Raw genomic sequence first — 21,938 nt, 5'->3', positions numbered from 1 at the left:
GAGGGCGGGCGCCGTTCTGCGTGTCCGTGGTCTCGGTGTCCGTGGCCCGGCTACATCGAGCCGCTCGGACGGGCCACGTAGGGCAGGAGCTGGCTCGGGGTCCAGATCGCCCGCTCGAGCACACCGCGGGTGGGGTTGGCGGCCTCGACCATCATCCCGCCACCGGTGTAGATCGAGTCGTGGTACGCCCCGCTGACCGAGCCGTTGGTCGAGTAGAACAGGATGTCGCCGGCCTGCCGCTGCGACAGCGGGACCAGGCGGCCGATCGACGCGAAGTGGTTGTACTGCCAGACGACGTTGTGGCCGCCCGTGGCGATGCCCTGGGAGTTGTAGGCCATCATCACCAGTCCCGAGCAGTCCCACTGGTTCGGGCCGGCGCCGCCGAAGACGTAGGCGTCGCCGATCTGCGCGCGGGCGTACGCGATGGCGCCGGCGGCCTTGCTCGCACTCGGCGAGGGAGCGGGTGCCGGGGCGGGAGCGGGCGCCGGTTTCGGAGCGGGGGCGGGCTTCGGAGCGGGCGCGGGGGCCGGAGCAGGGGCGGGCGCGGGCGCCGGGGCGCTCGGGCTCGACGGCTTCGAGGTCGGCGTGCTGGGTGTGCTCGTGGTCGGCGTGCTCGTGGCCGGTCGCGACGGGACGCTCGGCGACGACGGGTCGGTCCCGGTGCTCGTGCTGCCACCGCTCGGCTGTCCGCCGGCGCTCGGCGCGGTCGTCGTGGCGCCGCCACCATCCGCGTTGCCGTTGCTGTTGCCGTTGCTCGTGCTGCCCCCGCCGGCCCGGGCGGCGAGCTGCTGCTCGGCGCGGGCGGCCTGCTGCGCGTCCCAGTACGCCGTCTCGGTGGCGACGCTCGTGCCCTTGAGGAACGCGAGCTGCTCCAGCACCTCGGACTGCTTGGCCTGCTGCTGCTCGACCCGGCCGCTCGCCGCAGCCGCCAGGGCGTTCGCCTCGTCCAGCGCGCGTTCCGACTTCCGCGTCGCCTCGGCCAGGGCGGTGGTCGCGGCCTGCTGCTGCGCGGCGATCGACTCGACCGTGTTCTGGTCGGCCTGCGCCTGGGCGAGGACCCGGGCCGAGCGCTCGGACAGGTGCGAGACCGTGCCGACGCGGTAGAGCAGGTCCTTCGCGTCCGACGCGTCGACGAGCATCGAGGTCGAGAGGTCCCCGCCACCCGTGCGCGAGAGCTCGACGACGAGCCCCGCGACCTGCGCCGCCGACTCGTCCGCTCGTGCACCGGCGCGCTTCGCCTGCGCGGTCAGGTCGTCGAGGGTGTCCTTCGCGTCCTGCTGCTCGGACGCCGCCATCGCGTAGTCCTGGCCCGCCTGGAGCTCCGCCACCTGCGCCGAGTCTGCGGCGTCCTGCAGGGTCTGCAGTCGGGCGCTCAGCTCGTCGGCCGTCTGCTGGGCCTGGGCGGTGTCCGCCTTGGCCTCGCGCACGTCGTCCCAGCTCGGGGCCGACGGCGCGGCCTGCGCGGGACCGGCCAGCACGACCGACAGACCGATGCCGAGGACGGCGACGACCGCGGTGCACGCGGTGCGGTGGCGGGGGGAGGGCTTCATGTCGTGCTCAGGGCCTCTCGACGGCGCTGTTGCTCATACCGAGATCCCCCGCGCTGCCATGAAGGGGACCGGGTCGACGGCGGAGCCGTTCACCCGGGTCTCGAAGTGGAGGTGGCACCCCGTCGACCAACCGGTGGAGCCGATCTTCGCGATCTGCTGCCCGGCCTCGACGTGCTGCCCGACGGACACGAGGATGCCGCCGTCGACGATGTGCCCGTAGGCGGTGGAGATGCCGCCGCCGTTGTCGAGCACGACCTCGTTGCCGTAGCCGCCGCCGTTCGCCGCGAAGGTCACGGTGCCGGAGTGTGCCGCGTAGATCGGGGCGTAGCAGGCCGGCGCGAGGTCGACCCCGGCGTGCAGGGCGCGGTAGTGCGTGTACGGATCGACGCGGTAGCCGTAGGGGCTCGTCTGGTAGCCGCCGGCGGGACGGACCCACCCGGAGGAGTTCGGCGTGCCACCGCCGGAGCCGCCCTGGCTCGTGGCCGCTGCCTTCGCCGCCGCTGCCGCCTGCCGGGCCGCCGCGGCCTCGGCTGCTGCCCGCCGTGCCTTCTCGGCGGCGACGCCCTTGTCGTACGCCGCCTCGACGTTCTTCGCGTTCGTCGTGAGCAGGGTGAGCTGCGCTTCGAGGCGGGCCTTGTTGTCGGCCTCGGCGTCGACCGCGGTCTGGGCGCGGTCGGCGGCGTCCTGCGCGGCCTGCATCTTCGTCTGGGCGGCCTCGGCGAGGGCCCCGAGGGCCTCCTTCGCCTGTTCGGCACGGTCGGCGAGGCCCTGGGCGACCCCGCGGTCCTGCGAGGCCTGCGAGTAGATGCCGTCCGCCTGCTCGGACAGCTTCGACATCGCACCGAGCTCGTAGAGCAGGTCGCCGGACGCCGACGGGTGCGTGAGGATGTCGGTCGTCACGTCGTTCGCGCTCGCGCGACCGAGCTGTGCGGCGAGCTGACCCGCCTGCGCCTCCGACTGCTTCGCGGTGCGCTCGGCCTCGTCCGCCTGATCCTGCAGCGTCTGCTGCTCGAGGGTCGCGGCGTCGTACTTCGTCTGTGCGTCCTGGTACGCCTTGCCCGCCGCTGCGGCCGAGGCCTGGGCGGCGGACGCCTTCGACGCGAGGTCGTCGAGGAGCGCCTTGATCTCCGTCACCTTCGCCTGCTGCGCGTCCTTCGACGCCTTGGCCTGCTCGACGTCGGACCAGCTCGGGTACCCGGCGGCCGAGGCGGCGGTCACCGGACAGACGGCCGCGAGGGCCCCGGCGGTGAGCACGACGGCGACCGCGGCGGCGATCACGCGGCGGCGGGGGCGGAGGGAGGTGAGGGATTTCGACATCTGTCTCGTTTTCGTAACGGCACGGCGGGGCTCGCGCACGTGACGCTGTCAACAGACGCAACAGTAACAACAGCAGTCACACGGCGGACACCCCCGAGCGAGGGTGCCAGGACGCCCCGATGGTGGCACCGGGGACGTGCCGGTCCGGGACGGGACGGCGCGACACGCCGGAGATGCACACTCGGAGGCGTTCGATTTGCACACCTCGCAGGGCATCCGTATGCTTGTCCATCGGTAGCGCACGGCGCAGCTTGCGGCCCTATCGTTTAGTGGCCTAGGACACCGCCCTTTCACGGCGGCAGCACGGGTTCGAATCCCGTTGGGGTCACTCCACGTGAGTGAGCAAGCAACCGAGCAACACTGAAGCAGTAATCACAACACAACATGGCCCTGTAGCGCAGTTGGTTAGCGTGCCGCCCTGTCACGGCGGAGGTCGCGGGTTCAAGTCCCGTCAGGGTCGCCACGGCTGGATAGCTCAGTTGGTAGAGCGTTCGACTGAAAATCGAAAGGTCCACGGATCGATGCCGTGTCCAGCCACGGTGAAGAGCCCCTCACGAGAGTGAGGGGCTCTTTTGCGTTCCCGGGCGGTCCCCGGGGACGCAACCGGGCCTAGGCCTCGCGGGTCTTCGGGCTGCTGTCGTTCGTCTTCGCCGGGTCACGCTCGACGACCGACCCGAGGGCGTCGTCGATGCGGGACATCAGCTCCGCGGGGATCTGCACCCCGGCAGCGCCGGCGTTGTCGTGCACCTGCTCCGGACGCGAGGCACCGATGATCGCCGACGCCACGTTCTGGTTCTGCAGCACCCACGCGACCGCGAGCTGCGCCATCGACAGGCTGAGCTCGTCGGCGACGGGCTTGAGTTCCTGCACGGCCGTGAGCACCTCGTCGTTCATGAAGCGCTCGATCATCTTCGCGCCGCCCTTGTCGTCCGTGGCACGGGAACCCTCGGGCAGCGGCTGACCGGGCTGGTACTTGCCGGTCAGGACGCCCTGGGCGATCGGGGACCAGACGATCTGCGAGATGCCGAGCTCCTCCGAGGTGGGGACGACCTCGCCCTCGATGACCCGCCAGAGCGCCGAGTACTGCGGCTGGTTCGAGACGAGCTGGAAGCCCAACTCCTTCGCCAGGGCCGCACCCGCGCGGAGCTGGTCGGCGGTCCACTCCGAGACGCCGACGTACAGCACCTTGCCCTGTCGCACGACGTCGGCGAACGCCTGCATCGTCTCCTCGAGCGGGGTCTCGTGGTCGAAGCGGTGTGCCTGGTACAGGTCGACGTAGTCGGTCTGCAGGCGCTCGAGCGACCCGTCGATCGACTCGAGGATGTGCTTCCGGCTCAGCCCGGTGTCGTTGTGGCCCTTCGGACCGGTCGGACCGAAGACCTTCGTCGCGATCTCCAGCGACTGACGCCGCTCCCCCTTGAGAGCCTCGCCGAGGACGGTCTCGGCGCCGGTGTTCGCGTAGACGTCGGCGGTGTCGAACGTCGAGATGCCGACGTCGAGCGCGGCACGGACGCAGGCGATCGCCGCGTCGTTCTCGACCTGGGAGGCGTGGGTGAGCCAGTTGCCGTAGGTGATCTCGGACACCTTGAGGCCCGAGTTGCCGAGGTAGCGGTACTCCATGTGCGTGTCACTCCTGTCGTGGAGCGCGTCGGTGCGCCCCGCACGTGACGGTAGTCCGCGAAGTCCGAACCGCTTCCACCGTTCGCAGCGCAGCAGGTACGGTGAAGTATCAGTGGTCCGGGAGCAAGACGAAACCCCGGCGATGTGGCGTGAGCCAGGGATCGTTCCGGGGTCTTCGCCGGAAAGTCTACAGGGGAGGGGTCATCGAGGGAAGAAGCGGGTCCGAGGCGCGCGAGGACGTCCTGGTCGGGCTGCTGACGGAGGCGAGGCTGTCTTCCTACGTTCGCGCGACTCGGACACGGTCTGGGGCGCTGCGGCTGTACCAGTGGAACGGATGCGCCGCAGCGGGAGTGATGGAGTTGGTGGGCGCGGTCGAGGTCATCGGTCGGAACGCGTTGGACCGCGAGCTCACCTCGTGGGCGGATCGCAGGAACGCCGGTGACTGGATCGACGAGGCTCCGCTCGACCCCCGGGGCAAGCAGGACGTCGCCAAGGCTGCGGAGCGGGCTGCACGCGGCGGATCCCGTGACCGACACGACCGCCTCGTGGCCGAGCTGAGCTTCGGGTTCTGGCGGTACCTCGTCGGGTCGCGGTACCACGCATCACTCTGGGTCCCCGACCTGCACCGGGCGTTCCCGCACGGGCCGGTCGACCTCCGGACCCGACGGGCTGAGGTGGAACGACGGATGCACCGACTACACCTGACCCGGAACCGCGCCGCCCACCACGAACCGATCCACCAGCGCGACCTCCGCCGCGACCTCGACGCCGCGCTGGAGCTGCTCGGCTGGATCCACCCCGTCGCTGCGGAGTGGGCGGCCGACACGACGTCGCTCCGCGCCGTCCTCGACGCCCGACCCAGCGACTGAGGGGCAGGATCGCAGGGGCGCGGTGCACAGCGGCACCGCCGGGAGCAAGGGAGCATCCATGTCGGGACCGAGCGTGCTGTTCATCGGCGGCAGCGGCATCATCAGCGCCGCGTGCGTCCGCGAAGCCGTCGAGCAGGGGTTCGACGTCACCGTGCTCAACCGGGGCACGACCGACAAGCGGCCGATCCCGGAGAGCGTCACGCGCCTCCAGGCCGACGTGTCGGACCGCGCCGCGCTCGAGGCGGCGATCGGCGACCAGCGCTGGGACGTCGTCATCGACTTCGTGGCGTTCACGCCCGACCAGGTGCAGCGGGACGTCGAGGTGTTCACGGGGCGGACGAACCAGTACGTCTTCATCTCGTCGGCCTCGGCGTACCAGACGCCCGCGACGCACCTGCCGATCACCGAGTCGACGCCGCTGAAGAACCCGTTCTGGCAGTACTCCCGCGACAAGATCGCGTGCGAGGACCTGCTCACGAAGGCCTACCGGGAGGACGACTTCCCGATGACGATCATCCGTCCGTCCCACACCTACGACGAGACCCTCGTGCCGTTCTCCGGCGGGTGGACGGTGCTCGGTCGCATGCGCGCGGGGAAGCCGGTCGTGGTGACCGGCGACGGGAGCTCGCTGTGGACGATCACGCACGCGCGGGACTTCGCGGTCGGGTTCGTCGGGCTGCTCGACCGTGCCGAGGCGATCGGCGAGGCGTTCCACATCACGGGTGACGAGGCGCCGACCTGGAACCAGATCGCCCACGAGCTCGCGGCCGCCGCCGGCGTGGAGGACCTGCAGCTCGTGCACGTCCCCGCCGACGCGATCGACGCCCTCGACGCCGAGTGGGGTGCGAGCCTGCTCGGGGACAAGGCGAACACCTCGGTGTTCGACAACACGAAGGTGCAGACGCTCGTGCCGGAGTTCGCGCAGTCGACGTCGATCCGGCAGGGCGCGCGGGAGATCGTGGCGTGGTTCGACGCCGATCCGTCCCGCCAGGTGACGGACGAGCACCTCGACGGGCTGATGGACCAGCTCGTGGAGCGGTGGCAGGTGCGCTGACGGGGAGCGCAACGGACGGGAGGCGCGGTGCCGGCTGGCACCGCGCCTCCCGTCCGTCCTGTGGTCGCGCCTAGCGCGCGGCCAGCACCTCGCCGAGGGTCCCGATCGCGAGACGGACCTCGTCGTCGGTGACGACGAGCGGCGGCGCGAAGCGGATCGTCGAGCCGTGCGTGTCCTTGACGAGCACGCCGCGGTCGGCCAGGTCGTGCGCGATCTCCTTGCCGGTGCCGAGCGCGGGGTCGATGTCGATCCCCGCCCAGAGGCCGGCGACCCGGTGCGCCACGACGCCCCTGCCGACGAGCTCGTCGAGCAGCCCGCGCAGGAGCGGTTCGCCCTCGAGCGCGCGCTGCTGGAACGTGCCCTCGTCGAGCATCGCGACGACCTCGGCCCCGACGGCGGCGGCGAGCGGGTTGCCGCCGAAGGTCGAGCCGTGCTCGCCCGGGCGGAGGACGCCGAGCACCTCGCGCGAACCGACGACCGCGGACACCGGGACGATGCCACCGCCGAGGGCCTTGCCGAGCGTGATGAGGTCCGGCCGGACGCCGACGCGTTCGACCGCGAGGGTGTGCCCGGTGCGGCCGAGCCCGGACTGGATCTCGTCGGCGACGAACAGCGCGCCGAACTCGTCGCAGACCTCGCGGACGGCCGGCAGGTAGTCGGCGGGCGGGATGACGACCCCGCCCTCGCCCTGGATCGGCTCGAGCAGCACGGCGACGACGGTCTCGTCCATCGCCGCCCGGAGGGCCTCGGCGTCGCCGTACGGCACCGTGCGGAAGCCCGGCGTGTACGGGCCGAAGTCCTCGCGGGCCGAGGGGTCGTCCGAGAACGACACGATCGTCGTGGTGCGGCCGTGGAAGTTCCCCGACGCGACCACGATGGTGGCCTGCCCCGCCGGGACGCCCTTGACGCGGTAGCCCCACGCACGCGAGACCTTGATCGCGGACTCGACGGCCTCGGCACCGGTGTTCATCGGCAGCACGAGGTCGGTGCCGGTCAGCGCGGCGAGCGCCGACGCGAACGGGCCGAGCCGGTCGTTCACGAACGCGCGGCTCGTCAGGGTCACCCGGTCGAGCTGGGCGCGTGCGGCGTCGAGCAGGCGGGGGTTGCCGTGGCCGAAGTTCACCGCGGAGTACGCGGCGAGTCCGTCCAGGTAGCGCCTGCCGTCGACGTCCGTCACCCATGCCCCCTCACCGGACGCGATGACGACCGGCAGCGGGCTGTAGTTGTGGGCGAGGGAGCGGTCCTCGACGGCGAGGGCGGCTGCGGTGGCGCCACCGAGCGAGCTGGCGTCGCCGAGTGCGCCGGCGTCGCCGAACGCGCCGACACCCTGGTGGGTGCCGGCTCCGGTCGTGGTGCCCATGGCTACCGCGCGACCGAGGTGCCGGTGCCGACGGGGTGCAGGTCGAGCGTGCAGCACTTCACGCCGCCGCCGCCGAGCAGGAGCTCGGACAGGTCGACGCCGATCGGGTTGTAGCCCTTCTCGCGCAGCTGCTCGGCGAAGGTCGTCGCACGCGAGGCGATCACGACGTTGTAGCCGTCGGAGTACGAGTTGAGGCCGAGGATCGCGGCGTCCTCCTCGGTCGCGATGATCGCGTCCGGGAAGCGCTCGCGCAGGATCGCCAGCGAGGGCTCGTCGAACGCGCTCTCCAGGTAGGCGATGTTCGAACGGCCGGACGCGTCGGGCTCGGGGTCGAGCACGGCGATGGCGGTGTCGAGGTGGTAGAAGCTCGGGTTGATCAGCTTGAGGGTGACGACCTCGCGACCGTAGATGCGGGCGAGCTCCTCGTGCGAGGTGCTGTCGGAGCGGAACCCGGTGCCGGCGAAGATCGTGTCGCCGATGAGCAGGAAGTCGCCCTCGCCCTCGTTGGTCTCCTCGGGCTCGGCGACGGTGAGGCCGGCGCTGCGGAACCAGTCCATGTAGGCGGGACCCTCGGGCTGGCGCTCGGGGTACTGGAACTTCGCGCCGTACGCGACGCCGTCGAGCACGAAGCCGCCGTTGGCCGCGTAGACCATGTCCGGCAGACCCTCGATCGGCTCGATGTACGAGATGTCGAAGCCGAGCTGCTCGTAGACGTCGACGAGCGACTGCCACTGCTCGACGGCCTTCGACGTGTCGGTCGGCTCCTCGGGGTGCATCCACGGGTTGATCCGGTAGCTCACCGTGTAGTGCGTCGGCTTGCACATCAGGATCGTGCGCTTCGTGGCGACACGGGCCGGTGCTGCCTGCGGTTCGGTTGCGGTGTTCGACATCAGTTCCTCCTGGAAGGGACCGGGGCCCGAGCCTGCCAGGAACCACCACTCGTGAAGAGCTCCGGCGAGATGCAGGCTCACTCACCGCAGCGGACCAGGTCGACGCCGTTGCGATCCTCGCACGGATGGGCGCCCGCGTCGGGTCACGACTGGATCTCGGCTGGCACCCGTTCGGGTGACGCACGATTCATGCGTCGGACCCGGCTGCCTCGCAAGAAGCCCGCGTACGATGTTCGGCGATGGACACCCTCGACCACCGCATCCTGGACCAGCTCCGGGAGAACGCCCGCGCCGGGTACGGCGACATCGGGTCGGTGGTCGGACTCTCGGCCTCCGCCGTCAAGCGCCGCGTCGACCGGCTCGTCGCCGACGGCGTGATCCAGGGCTTCACGATCAAGGTCGACCCCGCCGTCGAGGACCGCGGCACCGAGGCCTGGGTCGAGCTGTACTGCCGCGGCACCGTCTCCCCCGACGAGCTCCGCACGCTGCTCGACACCGTGCCCGAGGTCGTCGACGCCGGCACGGTCACGGGCAGCGCCGACGCCGTCGTGCACATGCGGTCGCGGGACCTGTCGGCACTGGAGCTCGCGCTCGACCGGGTGCGCCTCGCACCGCAGGTGGACCACACGCGCAGCGCGATCGTCCTGTCGAAGCTCGTGAGCCGCGAGTCCGCCTGACGCGGCGCGCGTAGGGTCGCGGTCGTGGGACGCAGGAGGACGGCCGGGAGGCACGGCACGGCTCCCACGCGTCCGCCGGCGGCCCGACGTCTGGTCACCGCGGCGACCGGTGCCTACCTGGCGAACTGCCTCTGGGGCACCGCGGTCGCGGTCCGGGTGATCCGGACGAGGAAGCTCCGTGTCGTGCACCACGGCCTGTTCGTCGTCACCGCCGCCCTGACGGGTGCCGCCGCGACGACCCCGCTCTGGACGCGCGACCGGACCGCCCTGTTCCTGCTGCCCGCGCTCGTCCCCCTCGCGGTCGCTCCACGCACCGACCCCCGTGCCGGAGCACACTGGAAGGTCGCGGTCGCCGCGGCACCGTCCTACCTGGGGGCGCTGCTCGCACGCGGCCGGCGAGGAGGGTGATCCGTGGAGCTGTTCGAGGCGATCCGACGACGACGGACGACCAACGGGGCGTTCCTGCCCGACCCGGTGTCCGAGGAGCACCAGCGGCTCCTCGTGGAGCTCGCCGGGCGGGCACCGTCGCAGCTCAACAGCCAGCCGTGGCGGTTCGTCATCGTCGAGGAGCGCGACACGATCGACCGGATCGCGGACATCAGCGGACGATCGATGACCCGGACCATGGCCGAGGGGTCGTTCTTCAGCCGCTACCGGCCGTACTTCCGGTTCTCGCAGGCCGAGATGGACGAGCGGCGCGACGGCATGCTGTTCGACAAGCTCCCCGGACCGCTCAGGCCCTTCACGAAGCAGGTCTTCACCCGTCGCGGCCAGCTGCTCATGAACACGCTGCGCGTCCCGCAGACCCTCGGCGAGGAGAACCGGAAGCTCGTCGCCGGCTCGCCGCTCCTGCTCGGCGTGATGCTCGACCGCGACGAGTACCGGAAGGAGGCGCGCAACGCCTTCTACTCCGTCTTCAGCATGGGCGCGGCGATGGAGAACGTCTGGCTCGCGACGACCGAGCTCGGCCTCGGGATCCAGTTCGTGTCGTTCCCGATGGAGATCGAGGAGGCGTGGGCCGAGGTCGAGGACCTGCTGGCCGTCCCGCCGGAGCTCGAACTCATGGCCGTGTACCGGATCGGGTACCTGCCGCCGGAGCGCCGACGACCCGCCATCGACTGGGTGTCGAACGAACGGAAGCGCCCGTCGCAGTACGTGTTCCGCGGGACCTGCGCGACCCCGCAGACCGGGTGGGACGACGTGTCGGAGGCGGGCGAGCCCGCGGAGAGGAGTGACTCGTGACCGTGAGCCAGCCCGCCGGAGGTGCGCCCGGCTTCCCGTCCGTCGCCCCCGGCCTGCCGGGCCGCCCCTGGATCGAGCAGGCCTGGCGTGACGTCGTCTTCGTGCACTGGCGGGTCGACGCATCCGCCGTCGCGCCGCTGCTGCCGAAGGGCGTACGGCCGGACACGCTCGGGGCCGACGGCGTCGACGACGGGGTGACCACGTGGGTGGGCCTCATCGCGTTCTCGTTCGAGGACACCCGGTTCCCGCCCGTGTCCGTCGGCCGGGTCGGCGACTTCGTCGAGATCAACGTGCGTGTCTACACGGTCGACGACCGTGGACGGCACGGGGTCGTGTTCCTGTCGCTCGACGCGGGGAAGCTCGCGCCGACGGTCGGGGCGCGCGTCGCGACCGGGCTGCCCTACTGGTGGGCGGTCGCGCAGCGGCGTCGCGGAGCCGGGCGGATCGCCTACGCGATGCGGCGGCACGGCACCCGCCTGCGGTCGCGCGTCGAGGTCGCGATCGGCGACGAGGTCACGGCGCCGACCCCGCTCGAGACCTTCCTCACGGCACGGTGGGGCATGCACGTGCGACGGCTCGGCGCGACGCGCTTCTGGCCGAACGAGCACGAGCCGTGGCCGCTGCACCGGGCCACCGTCCGACGGCTGCAGGACGACCTGCTCGGTGCCGCCGGGCTGCCGTTCGGGCTGTCGGGGCTCGAGCCGGACTCGGTGCTGTACTCGCCGGGGGTGACGACGCGGTTCGGGATCGGGCGGTGACCATCACACGCGGGATGATCACAAGGAGAGGTATTTCGTATACGTAGCCTTTCGGGGACTTCCGTCCTCGTGAAAGGAACAGCATGAACCTCCGTCCCCTCGCCGTCGGATCCGCCGTGGTCCTCGCGAGCTGCCTCGCCGTCGGCGCCACGAGCGCGAGCGCGTTCGCGGCCCCCGGGCAGCACGCGCGTGCCGCCGCGTCGTCCGCGTCGACCGCCCGCGCCGGCATCACCGACGTCCAGCAGGCCCCGATGCGGGTCGGTGACCTGCAGTGGGTCGACGTGCGCGTCACGGTCGACGCACCCACGGTGGTGCGGCTCATCGATCCGTCGGGCGAGATCGACGATGCCAAGAGCGGTGACTCGCGGAAGCCGATCGTCTTCCAGGTGAAGCCGAACGGTCAGGACTCGGCGCACTACGCGGTGGACACCGGGCAGTCCTCGACGGAACGCGCCGTCGACGTGGACTTCAGCGGCCTCCCCCTGTCCGCGCCGCTCGACCTCAGCTCGGAGGGGCGCCTGACCGAGATCTCCCGTGCGGTGCAGCACGGTCAACTGATCCACGAGATGCGGTACGAAGCAGTGCCGGGTGCCGAGGTGACCGTCGTCGCGAACGGGCACTCGACGGCCGCGCGGGCATCGGACGACGGGGTCGCCACGGTGTCCGTCGAGTTCCGCGGGGGTGAGAACCAGGTGCGGGCCTCGCAGGTGCTCGGGGAGAAGCGATCGCTCGAGTCCGACGACCACTACACGTTCGGTGGCTCGGACGGGGGTACGGGCGGTGGCTCCGACGGCGGCTCTGGTGGCGGCTCCGGCAGCGGCGAGCAGGTCGACCCCGCGTCGCTGCGCCTCGACCAGCAGCAGGGCGCCGAGCTCACCCCGAAGGACGGCAAGGTCACCCTCTCCGGCCGCGCCTCCGGCGGGTGGATCACCGTCCGCGACCTCGACAACGGCTCCCAGACCACCACCGAGGTCCGAGACGGCCACTGGTCGATCGACGTCCCCGCCACCAAGCCCGGCGGGCGGATCGCGTCCATCGCCCTCTCCGGCACCGAACAGGGCGCACCCGTCGCCCGGACCACGCTCCGGTACGTCGTCCGCGACGACAGCCAGCAGCCCGGCGACGGCAACGAGATGCCGGCCACCGAGCTCTCTGTCGACCAGTCCGGCTCGGTGCAGCTCGACCGGGACGGTTTCGTCACGTACACGGGCACGGCACCTGGCGAGTCCGTGCTGGTCCTCGAGAACGGGAAGCGCGCCGGCGAGTTCGCCGTCAAGGACGGGCACTTCGCCGCGAAGATCTACCAGACGCCCGGCAAGTACAAGCTCACGTTCCTCGCCAAGGAAAAGCCACACGGCAGTCTGTGGAACCGGGTCACGACCACGGAGGTCACCGTCGAAGGGTGACCTGACCACCTCCGCGGGACCCCGCCGATCGCAGCGATCGGCGGGGTCCCGCCGTCCCGGCGCTGGGACGGCTCCCCCGCGCGTGAGTAACGTCCGTGACGTGACCGGAGCATCGCAGCAGCAGGACGTCCGTCGACGAGCCGGATGGCTCCCGCAGGACCAGTCGGGCCTCGAGGCGTGGCTCCGCGGTCGCCGGGACCGCCACCAGCACCGCGACCCCGACCGCGCGCTGCACCCCGCGGTGTCCGCCCTCCGGGACCTCGTCGAGGGCGACCCGGTCCTGCGGATGCACGCGCATCAGATGATCGAACAGGTCCCCACCGGTCGCGAGTACCAGGACCGGCACCTCGAGTCGTTCGACGAGCTGCTCGAACTCGTCGACGAGGTGATCACGTCCGCACCGGAGTACAGCGACGAGCAGATGGTGATGACCCCGCTCGACGGTGTGCTCGACTGGACGAAGGCCACCCCGGCCGGCTTCGCGTTCTACCGGGACCCCCGTGTGAACGACGCGCTCCGGGCGATCCTGCAGGGGTGGTGCGACTTCCTGTCGAGCGACAAGTCGCTCGGGGTGCTCGTCGACGCGCCGTCGGGCTGGCTGAGCGACGCAGCTCGTCGTGCGGTCGGCCTGGACCAGTTCGTGCACGACCCGGACGACGAGCACGGGGGCTTCGGCTCCTGGAACGACTTCTTCACCCGTCGCCTGCAGGACGGCGAGCGGCCCGTGGCCGCTCCGGACGACGACGCCGTGGTGGTCAGTCCCTGCGAGGCCACGCCGTACCGGATCGCGACCCGCGTGCACCGGCGCGACGCGTTCTGGGCGAAGGCCGAGCCGTACTCGGTCGAGGAACTGCTCGCCGGCGACGAGGCCACCGACCTGTTCGTGGACGGGACGGTGTGGCAGGCGTTCCTGAGCGCGCTCGAGTACCACCGCTGGCACAGCCCGGTGGGCGGGACGGTCCTCCGCGCCTGGGTCGAACCGGGGACCTACTACTCCGAGGCGTCGTCGCAGGGATCCGAGGCCGCCGAACCCCAGCTGTCCCAGGGGTACCTGGCGCACGTCGCGACACGGGCGATCGTGCTCGTCGACGCGGACGACCCGGGCATCGGCACCGTCGCGGTCGTGTTCATCGGGATGTCGGACGTGTCGTCCTGCGTGATCGGCGACGGCATCGAGCCGGGCGCCCGGGTCGGCAAGGGCGACGAGCTGGGGTACTTCCAGTTCGGCGGGTCCTCGGTGTGCGTGCTGTTCGGGCCGGACGTCGTGGAGTCGTTCTCGCTCGGAGCGCTGCCGCAGGCACCGGACGAGGAGCCGGTGCTGCTGCACGTGCGGTCGCACCTGGCGACGGCGAGGCGGGCGGCGGCCGACTGACGGTCGGCCTCCGGGCTCACTCCAGCGGGGCCCGTGCTGCCCGCTGTGCGTGGACGAGCGCGAGCACGGCGGCGAGGAGTGCGAACACGATGCCGCCGTCGACCCACATCGCCGCCCGCCAAGCGGGGAGCACCGGCTGCTGCAGGACGCCCAGCACGACGAGCACCGCACAAGCCGCGACGACGGCGAGGAACGCCGACGCCACGGTGGCGAGGTCGAACCGGGGAACCGTCCTGGCGAAGCGGGCGGTCTGCGAGAAACCGGCGATGATGCCGATCGACGTCCCCAACGGCAGTCCCACCACGAGGCTCGCCACCATCACCACCGCACCGATCGTCACCCCCACGACGATGCGACCGCGATGCAGGTCCCAGGACGCGCCCCTGGTCTGTTCCTCGTAGGCACGCCGGGCGACGACGAACAAGACGACCGCGCCCGACGCGCAGACCGCTCCCGTGACGATCCCGGCGACGAAGGCGAGACCGTCGCCGAAGGCCACCCCGACCACGACGCTCACCGCGGCCAGGACGAGCGCGAGCACCGGGATGTCCCAGACCTCTCGCCACCGCGTGGGCGTGCGCAGCACCCAGCCGGGCGGTGCCTCATCGACCGGGTCCTCGTCGCGCGTCTCCATCGCGCCATCATGCTCCCCGTGGTGCCGTGCCGGGGGACACCCGCTGAGTCGGCGGTGACCGCCGCCCGCGTACAACGGACAGCATGACGCGCGTGGCAGTGGTGACCGGTGGTTCGGCTGGACTGGGACGGGCGACCGTCCGCGAGTTGGCCGCGCGGGGGTGGGACGTCGCCGTGCTCGCGCGCGGTGAGGACGGGGTCACGGCCGCCGTCGCGGAGGTCGAGGCTGCCGGACGTCGCGGGCTCGCGCTGGTCGCGGACGTCGCCGACCGTCAGGCCGTCGAGGCCGCTGCCGACCGCGCCGAGCAGGAACTCGGCCCGATCGACCTGTGGGTCAACTGCGTGATGGTCGGGGTCTTCGGACGGTTCCTCGACACCGAGGCCGACGACTTCGAGCGGGCCCTCGACGTGAACTTCCTCGGCTTCGTGCACGGCACCCGCGCGGCACTGTCGCGCATGGTCCCCCGCGACCGCGGTCACGTCATCCAGGTCGGGTCGGCACTGGGCTTCCGCGGCATCCCGCTGCAGTCCGCCTACTGCAGCTCGAAGCACGCCATCGTGGGCTTCACCGAGTCGGTCGTGTCGGAGCTCTCCGCGCAGGGCAGCAAGGTCGCCGTGAGCCGGGTGGACATGCCCGCACTCAACACGGTCCAGTTCAACTGGGTGAAGTCGCTGCTGCCGCACCACCCGCAGCCGGTCGCCCCGATCTACCAGCCCGAGGTCGGCGCACGCGCGATCGCCACCACCGCCGAGCGGCCCCGTCGCCGCACCTGGGTCGGCGAGTCGACCGTCTACACGATCCTCGGCAACCGGATCAGCGGTCGCTTCGCCGACTGGTACGCCGCGAAGACCCTGGTCAGCGGGCAGCAGGCCGAGCAGAAGGACGGCGAGTCCCTGCCGACCAACCTCTACGAGCCGGTGGCGGGCGATCACGGCGCGCACGGTGTCTTCGACGACTCGGCGCACGCGTGGTCACCGCAGACCTGGTGGGTGGAGCACCGCCGACTCGGCAACGGCATAATCGGCGCTGCACTCGGTGCCGCCGGAGCGCTCGCGATCGCCGCGGGGAAGCGCCGATGAGCCGCCGCAGCCGCCGGGCACGCACCGAGCGTGCGCGCTGGGTCGAGGGACTCCGCGCGGGCATCGGGATCGCTCACCTGATCGCGTCGCGCGGTTCGACGGGGCGGGTCGCCGTCTTCGGTCGGGTCCTCGGCGTGCGGCAGCTCGCCCAGGCGGCACTGCTCGTCCGCGCGGGCTCCCCCGAGGCGCACGTGCTCAGCGCTGCCGTGGACGCCACGCACGGCGTCTCGATGGTGCCGCTCATCGCGCTCGACCGGCAGACCCGCGGGTTCGCCGTCCGGCAGCTCGTGGTCGCGATCGTCCTGACGGCGCTCGAGGTCGGGCTCGTCGGCACGGGACGGCGTCGCCCCGGCCGACGGTGACACACGGTCGCCGCGGCCGGCGGACAGCCGGCCGCGGCCCGACCCCTACTCGACCTCGGTGACCGGTCCCTCGTCCTCGACACCGGTCTCGTCCATGCGGTCCCGCAGGTGGTCGGCCATGGCCCCGGCACCCTCGTCGCCGTGGTCGTGCTCGACCTGTTCCACCAGGCCGGAGAGCTTCTCCTCGTTGGTGGCCTCGGTGGCACCGTCCATCACGGGGGCGGTCTGGACCTCGTCGTCGTTTGCTCGTGCGTTCATGCCCCGGACGGTACGCCGCTCACCGCGGCGACCGCTCAGAGCCGCAGCCGGCTGAACGCCGTCGAGACGTCGCCGTGCCGGTGCGCCGCGACGGACACGGTCTGCTCCCGCAGGAAGTGCAGCATCTCGACCAGGCCGGACTCGACCACCGGGTCGTCGTGGATCGTCGTGTCCGTCCCGGCTCCGAGCGCCGCCTCGAGCGCACGCGGGTCGCCGCCGAGCAGCCGCACACGGGAGCCGGGGCCGCCGAACGCCGTGTGGCGTCGACGCTCGACACCCTGGGCGAGGACGAGGTCGAGCGGGTCCACGTCCTGTTCCGCACCGTCCGACCAGTCGTCCTGCAGCAGGGTGCCGGACGCGGCACGAGCCAGGAACGCTGCGTCGTCCTCGACCAGCTGGTCGACGACGTGGAGCGGGGACCGCGCCGCGGAGAACAGCGGCAGCAGCTCGGCCGGCAGCGGACGGGCGGTGCTGAGGAGCACGTGCGCCCGTGCCGCGGTCGCCGCGACGAGCACGCGGACGAGGTCGCCGGCACCGACGCCCGTCGACTGACGGACGACCACGGACTGCGGTCGGAACCGGATGACGTTCCGCTCGACGACGAGGTCGGCCGTGTCCCGTGAGCGACCGTAGAGGGCCGCACGCGCTGCCGCGTCGCTCTCGGCACCCGCACGGACCCGGTCGAACTCCTCGAACGACAGCCCGGCGCGCGCGGCTTCGATGACCGCCGTCACGCGGTTCCCGAGTCCCTGCAGCTGGATGCTGCGCTGGGCGGTGCGCGCCGTCGGCCGCCAGCGGTCCGCACCGAGCACGGCGAGCGGACCACCGCGGTGCACGGTGGGTCCGACCGCGGTCCGCCGCCACCCGCCGACCGGCTGTCGCCCGGGTCGGGCGCCGGTGGTCGGGCGGTTGACGACGAGCAAGCCGGCCCGGGTGCGGTCCGACCAGGTGGCGACCTCGTCCGGGTCGAGCGTGTGCAGGGCCGCGACGGAGCCGCCGTCGACGGCTTCTTGCAGGGCGAGCGCGTCCTCGAGCGTGTCGACGCGGACGACGTCCAGCACGGGAGCGGGGACGGCGGCCCGGGAGTGGTCGGCAGTGGGACGCACGCCCTCCCGGACGCCCGGGGACCACAGTCGCCCAGAGTCGTCGAGGGCGGCGGGTTCGACGAGCCACGACTCCCCCGGCCGCAGCTCGGTCAACGCCGTGCGGACCGGACCGGACGGCTCGGCGACGAGCGGCCCGACCTGCGCGGAGGGGTCCGTGGGCCACGCCGTGCGCAACCCACGGACCGCATCGGCGAGCTGGTCGCGGAAGTGGTCGCTCTCGCCGACGGACCCGACGAGCACGAGCAACGACACGGCGGCCGCCGACTGCCCGGCACGGTCGAACGCCGACGCCACGACGTCGCGCGCCGCCTGGTCGAGGTCGGCCGACGGGGTCACCACCGCCGTCACGACCCCGGTCAGCTCGGCGACGAGGGGCAGGTCGGCCCGCCACCACCGGTAGGACCGCGCCGTCTCCGGTGCCCCGGTGAGCACGACCCGGTCGACGGCGGGGTGAGCGATGAGGTCCCGTGCGAGGTCGCTGCCGTCGAGGTCGACGAGCTGGAGCAGGGAGTGGGGCACCCCGGCGTCCCAGAGCACCTCGGCGAACACGGCACCGGCCCGGCGCGCGGCGGTCGCGGGCTGCAGCACCACACCGCTCCCGGCGGCGAGTGCCGTCAGGACGCCGTCGGCGGCGTCGACGAGCGGGGCGCTCCACGACGGCACGACCACGGTGAGTCGCGGTGGTGCCGGCTGCGCACCCGTGACGTCGACCAGGTGCCGGGTGCGGTCGGCGGCGTGCACGGCCGCGTCGACGGCGCGGCTGACCTCGCCGTCGGCCTCGGCCAGGGTGAACCCGAGCTCGGAGACGACCACCTCGACCAGGTCGGCACGGTGGCGCTCGACGGCGTGGGCGATCAGGTCGAAGAGCTCCGCCCGGTCCTCCGGTTCCTGCCGGCCCCAGTTCGCCCCGGCCGAGGCCGTGCGGGCGATCATCCGCTCGAGCCGCCCGCGGTCGGTGGTGCGCGCGGCGCGGATGGTGGCGGCACCGCGCTGGGACCCCGGCACGCGGGCGAGGACCTCGGCCGCCCACTCGCGGTTCCCCGGTGCCGAGGGATCGGTGTCGGGCGTGCTGCCGGACCGGTCGAGCAGCACCGGGTCGCCGGGGGGCCGGCGACGGTCCTGGGTGCGACGGGAGGTCGGTGCCGGACGGACGAGTGCGGCGACGGCATCGACGTGCGCGGCCAGCCCGCGGTCGTCAGCGGCTGCGTCGTCACCGTCGGACGTGCTGGCGACGCCGTCCGCGACCTCGCGCAGGCGCCGGGCGAGGAACGGCACGGCAGCGTCGTACTCGTCCGGGCGGACGAGGGGGACGCGGACGACGACCCGGCCGAAGGAACCGCGGATGGCGTCCGCGAGGCGGGTCGTGCCGAGGAGGACCTCGGGTTCCACCGCGTCGAGCACGCCGCGTCGTTCGGCGAGGACGGACGCGGCTGCCAGCGCGAACGGGTCGGAGGTGGCGACCCCGACGTGCACGGCGTCGGTGCGCTCGCGGTCGATCGCCCGGTCGAGCAGTCGCAGGAACGCGGTGTCCGTCGCCAGGCGGTCGGCGGTGACCGCGAGCGGGCGGCTCTGCAGGACGGCGTCCACCCGTTCGGTCGCGAGGAGCGTGCCCGTGCCGAGGCGGACCCGGACGGGCGCTCCCCCGGCGGCACGGCGGTCCTGCGCACGGGCTGTCACCTCGTCGAGCGCGTCGAGCGACTCGGGCAGCTCGGCCGGCAGGGTCACGCCGAGGGTCACCCCGGCGGTGCCGTCGAGCCGGAGCAGGGCGCAGAGCACCCCGACGGTCCGCTCGAGGTCGTCCGCCCGTCCGCTCTGCAGCGTGACCACCGGCGGGGTCGGACGACCCGCGGCGGTGCGCACGAGCGGTGCGAGGTGCTCGACGGCGTCGGCGACGGCCGCGTCGAGGTCCCACGGCGAGGTCGACGGCAGCACCGCGTCGAGGTCGACCGAGACGGCGCCGACGTCCTGCTGCACGAGTTCGGTGATCGCCGCGAGCCGCCGGTCGCGCCCGGCGGGTCCGAGGACGGCCGGGCCGAGCAGGTCGACGTCGACCCGGGTGTCGGGTCCGCCCACCCGCGCCAGGGCCGCCGGGGTCCTGGCGACGGTCGCGTCGACGACGAGGTGTCCGGCGAGTCGACGGAGGACGCGGCGCGCCGAGGGCACGACGGCCCACGGCGCCATCGTCGCGAAGCCGCCGCCGACGGTCACCGCCCCACGGAGCCACCACGCGAGGTCCTCCGGCACCGAGCGGCTCGCCCGTTCGAGGTTCCGCGCGACGACCCGCGGGTCCTCCGGCCGGACGACGACGTCGACGAACTCCCGCGCGAAGTCGCGCCCGCGCGGGTCGGCGAGCAGCTCGGCCAGGCGGGCAGCAGCGGGGTCCGTCCGGACACCGCGGCCGGCGTCGATCCACCCCTGAGCCCGTGCCACCACGTCGTCGGTGCAGTCACGGAGGTGCGGGGAGGGCATGGAGCGATCGTATTCCGGCCCCCCGACGTGACCTCTGAGTACGCCGGGTGCCGACTCGGAGCGAGCCGGACGGATCGAGCGTGTGCTCGGGACGTCCGCTGCTGGCTACGCTGGCGGTCATGGCGGACGACGGTGGCGCAGGGCACGACTGGGCGACGTGGGACGCGTTCCACGACGTCTGGCGGCGACTCGACCGCGCGCTCGACCACGCGGTGCAGGAGGGAGCCGGGATCTCGATCCCCGAGTTCGAGATCCTCATCGGTCTCCAGCGCGCTCCGGACCGCCGACTCCGGGTACGTGACGTCGCCGCCGGCATCGGCTGGGAGAAGTCCCGGGTCAGCCACCAGGTCACCCGGATGGTCGGTCGCGGCCTCGTCGAGCGGGCCGACTGCCCGACCGACGGTCGGGGCAGCTGGGTCACGATGACGACCGAGGGCCGCCGTGCGGTGCTGGCCGGCATCCGCGCGCACACCGCGGCGCTCGAGCAGCTGTTCTGGAGGCCCGTGGGGACCGACGCGGACACCCTGCGGTCCGTCTCCCACCGCCTCCTCGACGCACTCGGCCCCGTGGACCCAGAGGACTGACCGGGACCCGGCAGTCCAGCCCGTCATCGCCCGGAGGGCGAGGACGCGACGTCGGCGAGCACCCGCGCCACCGCCGCGGCGACGGTGTCCGCCCGCTCGTGGTCGTCGGCGGTGAGCGTCACCACCGCGTCGGCCAGGGGATCGAGGACCACGAGCTGCCCGTACGCGCCGTGCAGCCGCCAGAGCCGTCCGGGCCCGCCCCACCCGGCGAGGGCGTAGCGGTCGTAGGCGGGCGAGGACCCGGCCGTCACCCAGTCGCCGTGCATCGCGTCCACGATCGCCGCGGGCACGAGCGGTCGCCCGTCGAGGGTCCCCCGGTCGCGGAGGAGTCGACCGATGCGCGCGACCTCGGCGGTCCGGAGCCACAACCCCCCACCGGCGACGACGTGACCGAGCGGATCGCGGTCCCACACGACGTCGGCGATGCCGAGCGGGGTGAACAGGCGGTCCTGCACGAAGGCGCCGACGTCCCCGACCCGCTCGGCGAGTGCCCGGACGGCGGTGTACGTGCTGGCGTTCGCGTACTGGAACCGGCGACCCGGGGTGGGACGTCCGAGGAACTCCCGCGCCAGGTCGGGCCAGTCCGTCGCCTGGGTCGGTGACCACGGCATGTCGATGCCGCTCGTCATGGTGAGGAGGTGCCGGAGGGTCACGTCCTGCACGCCCGGACCGAGTCGCACGTCGGGCAGCAGTGCGCCGACGGGCTGGTCGAGCGCGACGACACCGTCCCCGACGGCGACCCCGACGGCCAGGACGGCCACGCCCTTCGCCACCGAGTGGACGTCGCGGCGGACGTCGGCGCTCCACTGGTGCTCGGCGGTGTCGTCCCCGACGAGGACGTGCAGGCCGTGCGCCCGGAAGCCGGTGCGCTCGACCTCGGCGACGACGGCGTCGCGGACGAGTTCGGCGGTGTTCACAGCACCATCATCGCGGCCGGACCCCTCAACCCTGGCGGAGGATCGAGACGAGGACGAGGGCCCCGACGACGATGTTGAACGCGGTGAAGACGAAGCCGAGGACGATCGCCCACAGAGCGAGTGCACGACCGCCCTCCCCCGTCCTGTCGATGTCGCGCAGGGCCAGGAACCCGACGATCGACCCGACGAAGGCGACGAAGAAGACGAGGACGAAGGCGACGACGGCGAGTGTGTTGACCCTCGGGGTCACGTCCTGGGGTGCGGTCACCACTCCATCCTGTCGTCGAGGCGCTGGGAGGCGGGGTCGGGGTACGGCGGAAGGCGCCGTCCCCGGGTTCGGGGGCGGCGCCTTCGCGTCGTGGTGCTGCGGTGGTGTCCCGCTGGTGGTGCTGGGTGTTACTTGATCTGGGCGGT

Annotated in this window: 21 protein-coding genes and 3 tRNA genes; 14 read left to right on the top strand and 10 right to left on the bottom strand. The window is 72.6% G+C overall.

Annotated features, from left to right (window positions below):
- Nucleotides 1-50: 50 nt before the first annotated feature.
- Both QUG92_RS12325 and QUG92_RS12320 read right to left on the bottom strand, forming a co-directional pair.
- Nucleotides 51-1,550 (bottom strand): C40 family peptidase, encoded by a 1,500-nt coding sequence (locus QUG92_RS12325; protein WP_289459267.1) that lies wholly within the window; start codon nucleotides 1,548-1,550, stop codon nucleotides 51-53.
- A 33-nt stretch (nucleotides 1,551-1,583) separates the two neighbouring features.
- Nucleotides 1,584-2,867 (bottom strand): M23 family metallopeptidase, encoded by a 1,284-nt coding sequence (locus QUG92_RS12320; RefSeq protein WP_289459266.1) that lies wholly within the window; start codon nucleotides 2,865-2,867, stop codon nucleotides 1,584-1,586.
- A 255-nt stretch (nucleotides 2,868-3,122) separates the two neighbouring features.
- On the opposite strand from QUG92_RS12320, the gene QUG92_RS12315 reads away from it, so the two are divergent.
- From QUG92_RS12315 to QUG92_RS12305, 3 genes are all read left to right on the top strand, one after another.
- Nucleotides 3,123-3,195 (top strand) — tRNA-Glu (locus tag QUG92_RS12315).
- Between the two features lie 58 nt (nucleotides 3,196-3,253).
- Nucleotides 3,254-3,330 (top strand) — tRNA-Asp (locus QUG92_RS12310).
- 1 nt (nucleotide 3,331) lies between these two features.
- A tRNA-Phe gene (locus QUG92_RS12305) sits at nucleotides 3,332-3,404 on the top strand.
- A gap of 72 nt (nucleotides 3,405-3,476) precedes the next feature.
- On the opposite strand, the gene QUG92_RS12300 is transcribed toward QUG92_RS12305, so the two are convergent.
- Complete coding sequence (locus QUG92_RS12300) at nucleotides 3,477-4,487, bottom strand: aldo/keto reductase family protein (RefSeq protein WP_289459265.1); 1,011 nt, start codon at nucleotides 4,485-4,487, stop codon at nucleotides 3,477-3,479.
- Between the two features lie 353 nt (nucleotides 4,488-4,840).
- Between QUG92_RS12300 and QUG92_RS12295 the strand changes: the two genes are divergently transcribed.
- Entirely contained in the window at nucleotides 4,841-5,356 is a 516-nt protein-coding gene (locus QUG92_RS12295) for a hypothetical protein (protein WP_289459264.1), read from the top strand.
- A gap of 58 nt (nucleotides 5,357-5,414) precedes the next feature.
- Complete coding sequence (locus QUG92_RS12290) at nucleotides 5,415-6,410, top strand: SDR family oxidoreductase (protein ID WP_289459263.1); 996 nt, start codon at nucleotides 5,415-5,417, stop codon at nucleotides 6,408-6,410.
- 70 nt (nucleotides 6,411-6,480) lie between these two features.
- On the opposite strand, the gene rocD is transcribed toward QUG92_RS12290, so the two are convergent.
- Together rocD and ddaH are read right to left on the bottom strand one after the other, a co-directional pair.
- Nucleotides 6,481-7,770: an ornithine--oxo-acid transaminase gene (gene rocD, locus QUG92_RS12285; protein ID WP_289459262.1), complete on the bottom strand. Its 1,290-nt coding sequence runs from the start codon at nucleotides 7,768-7,770 to the stop codon at nucleotides 6,481-6,483.
- Nucleotides 7,771-7,772: 2 nt separating this feature from the next.
- Nucleotides 7,773-8,660 carry a dimethylargininase gene (gene ddaH, locus QUG92_RS12280; protein WP_289459261.1) on the bottom strand — a complete coding sequence of 296 codons (888 nt, stop codon included), beginning with the start codon at nucleotides 8,658-8,660 and terminating at the stop codon, nucleotides 7,773-7,775.
- A gap of 239 nt (nucleotides 8,661-8,899) precedes the next feature.
- On the opposite strand from ddaH, the gene QUG92_RS12275 reads away from it, so the two are divergent.
- The 6 genes from QUG92_RS12275 to QUG92_RS12250 all read left to right on the top strand — a co-directional run bounded on the left by QUG92_RS12275 (nucleotide 8,900) and on the right by QUG92_RS12250 (nucleotide 14,115).
- Nucleotides 8,900-9,337 (top strand): Lrp/AsnC family transcriptional regulator, encoded by a 438-nt coding sequence (locus QUG92_RS12275; RefSeq protein ID WP_058741615.1) that lies wholly within the window; start codon nucleotides 8,900-8,902, stop codon nucleotides 9,335-9,337.
- Nucleotides 9,338-9,361: 24 nt separating this feature from the next.
- Nucleotides 9,362-9,745, top strand: coding sequence for a hypothetical protein (locus QUG92_RS12270; RefSeq protein ID WP_182046950.1), 384 nt, complete (start codon nucleotides 9,362-9,364; stop codon nucleotides 9,743-9,745).
- Nucleotides 9,746-9,748: 3 nt separating this feature from the next.
- Nucleotides 9,749-10,579, top strand: coding sequence for a nitroreductase family protein (locus QUG92_RS12265; protein WP_289459260.1), 831 nt, complete (start codon nucleotides 9,749-9,751; stop codon nucleotides 10,577-10,579).
- The gene (locus tag QUG92_RS12260; protein WP_289459259.1) at nucleotides 10,576-11,337 is read left to right on the top strand and encodes a YqjF family protein; all 762 of its coding nucleotides are present in this window, start codon (nucleotides 10,576-10,578) and stop codon (nucleotides 11,335-11,337) included. The genes QUG92_RS12265 and QUG92_RS12260 overlap by 4 nt, the downstream gene beginning before the upstream one ends.
- Before the next feature lie 83 nt (nucleotides 11,338-11,420).
- The gene (locus QUG92_RS12255; protein WP_289459258.1) at nucleotides 11,421-12,743 is read left to right on the top strand and encodes a hypothetical protein; all 1,323 of its coding nucleotides are present in this window, start codon (nucleotides 11,421-11,423) and stop codon (nucleotides 12,741-12,743) included.
- 100 nt (nucleotides 12,744-12,843) lie between these two features.
- On the top strand, nucleotides 12,844-14,115 hold the full coding sequence (locus QUG92_RS12250; RefSeq protein WP_289459257.1) for a phosphatidylserine decarboxylase family protein: 1,272 nt from the start codon (nucleotides 12,844-12,846) through the stop codon (nucleotides 14,113-14,115).
- Between the two features lie 16 nt (nucleotides 14,116-14,131).
- On the opposite strand, the gene QUG92_RS12245 is transcribed toward QUG92_RS12250, so the two are convergent.
- Nucleotides 14,132-14,749, bottom strand: a complete 618-nt coding sequence (locus tag QUG92_RS12245) for a hypothetical protein (RefSeq protein ID WP_289459256.1) — start codon at nucleotides 14,747-14,749, stop codon at nucleotides 14,132-14,134.
- 83 nt (nucleotides 14,750-14,832) lie between these two features.
- Here QUG92_RS12245 and QUG92_RS12240 point away from each other — a divergent pair, with 83 nt between their 5' ends.
- On the top strand, nucleotides 14,833-15,828 hold the full coding sequence (locus QUG92_RS12240; RefSeq protein WP_289459255.1) for an SDR family oxidoreductase: 996 nt from the start codon (nucleotides 14,833-14,835) through the stop codon (nucleotides 15,826-15,828).
- Nucleotides 15,825-16,190: a hypothetical protein gene (locus tag QUG92_RS12235; RefSeq protein ID WP_289459254.1), complete on the top strand. Its 366-nt coding sequence runs from the start codon at nucleotides 15,825-15,827 to the stop codon at nucleotides 16,188-16,190. The genes QUG92_RS12240 and QUG92_RS12235 overlap by 4 nt, the downstream gene beginning before the upstream one ends.
- Nucleotides 16,191-16,235: 45 nt before the next feature.
- Here QUG92_RS12235 and QUG92_RS12230 read toward each other — a convergent pair whose 3' ends face one another.
- Together QUG92_RS12230 and QUG92_RS12225 are read right to left on the bottom strand one after the other, a co-directional pair.
- Entirely contained in the window at nucleotides 16,236-16,448 is a 213-nt protein-coding gene (locus QUG92_RS12230) for a hypothetical protein (protein WP_069711812.1), read from the bottom strand.
- Between the two features lie 35 nt (nucleotides 16,449-16,483).
- On the bottom strand, nucleotides 16,484-20,023 hold the full coding sequence (locus QUG92_RS12225; protein ID WP_289459253.1) for a proline dehydrogenase family protein: 3,540 nt from the start codon (nucleotides 20,021-20,023) through the stop codon (nucleotides 16,484-16,486).
- Nucleotides 20,024-20,142: 119 nt separating this feature from the next.
- Between QUG92_RS12225 and QUG92_RS12220 the strand changes: the two genes are divergently transcribed.
- Nucleotides 20,143-20,607 carry a MarR family winged helix-turn-helix transcriptional regulator gene (locus tag QUG92_RS12220; RefSeq protein WP_182046958.1) on the top strand — a complete coding sequence of 155 codons (465 nt, stop codon included), beginning with the start codon at nucleotides 20,143-20,145 and terminating at the stop codon, nucleotides 20,605-20,607.
- Between the two features lie 23 nt (nucleotides 20,608-20,630).
- On the opposite strand, the gene QUG92_RS12215 is transcribed toward QUG92_RS12220, so the two are convergent.
- Nucleotides 20,631-21,524: a serine hydrolase domain-containing protein gene (locus tag QUG92_RS12215; protein ID WP_182046959.1), complete on the bottom strand. Its 894-nt coding sequence runs from the start codon at nucleotides 21,522-21,524 to the stop codon at nucleotides 20,631-20,633.
- Between the two features lie 25 nt (nucleotides 21,525-21,549).
- Nucleotides 21,550-21,792, bottom strand: coding sequence for a DUF4190 domain-containing protein (locus QUG92_RS12210; protein WP_182046960.1), 243 nt, complete (start codon nucleotides 21,790-21,792; stop codon nucleotides 21,550-21,552).
- Between the last annotated feature and the right edge of the window lie 146 nt (nucleotides 21,793-21,938).

Origin of the sequence: Curtobacterium citri (genome assembly GCF_030362955.1) — a bacterium.
Lineage (GTDB): Bacteria > Actinomycetota > Actinomycetes > Actinomycetales > Microbacteriaceae > Curtobacterium > Curtobacterium citri.
This window is presented reverse-complemented; position numbering and strand designations above follow the sequence as displayed.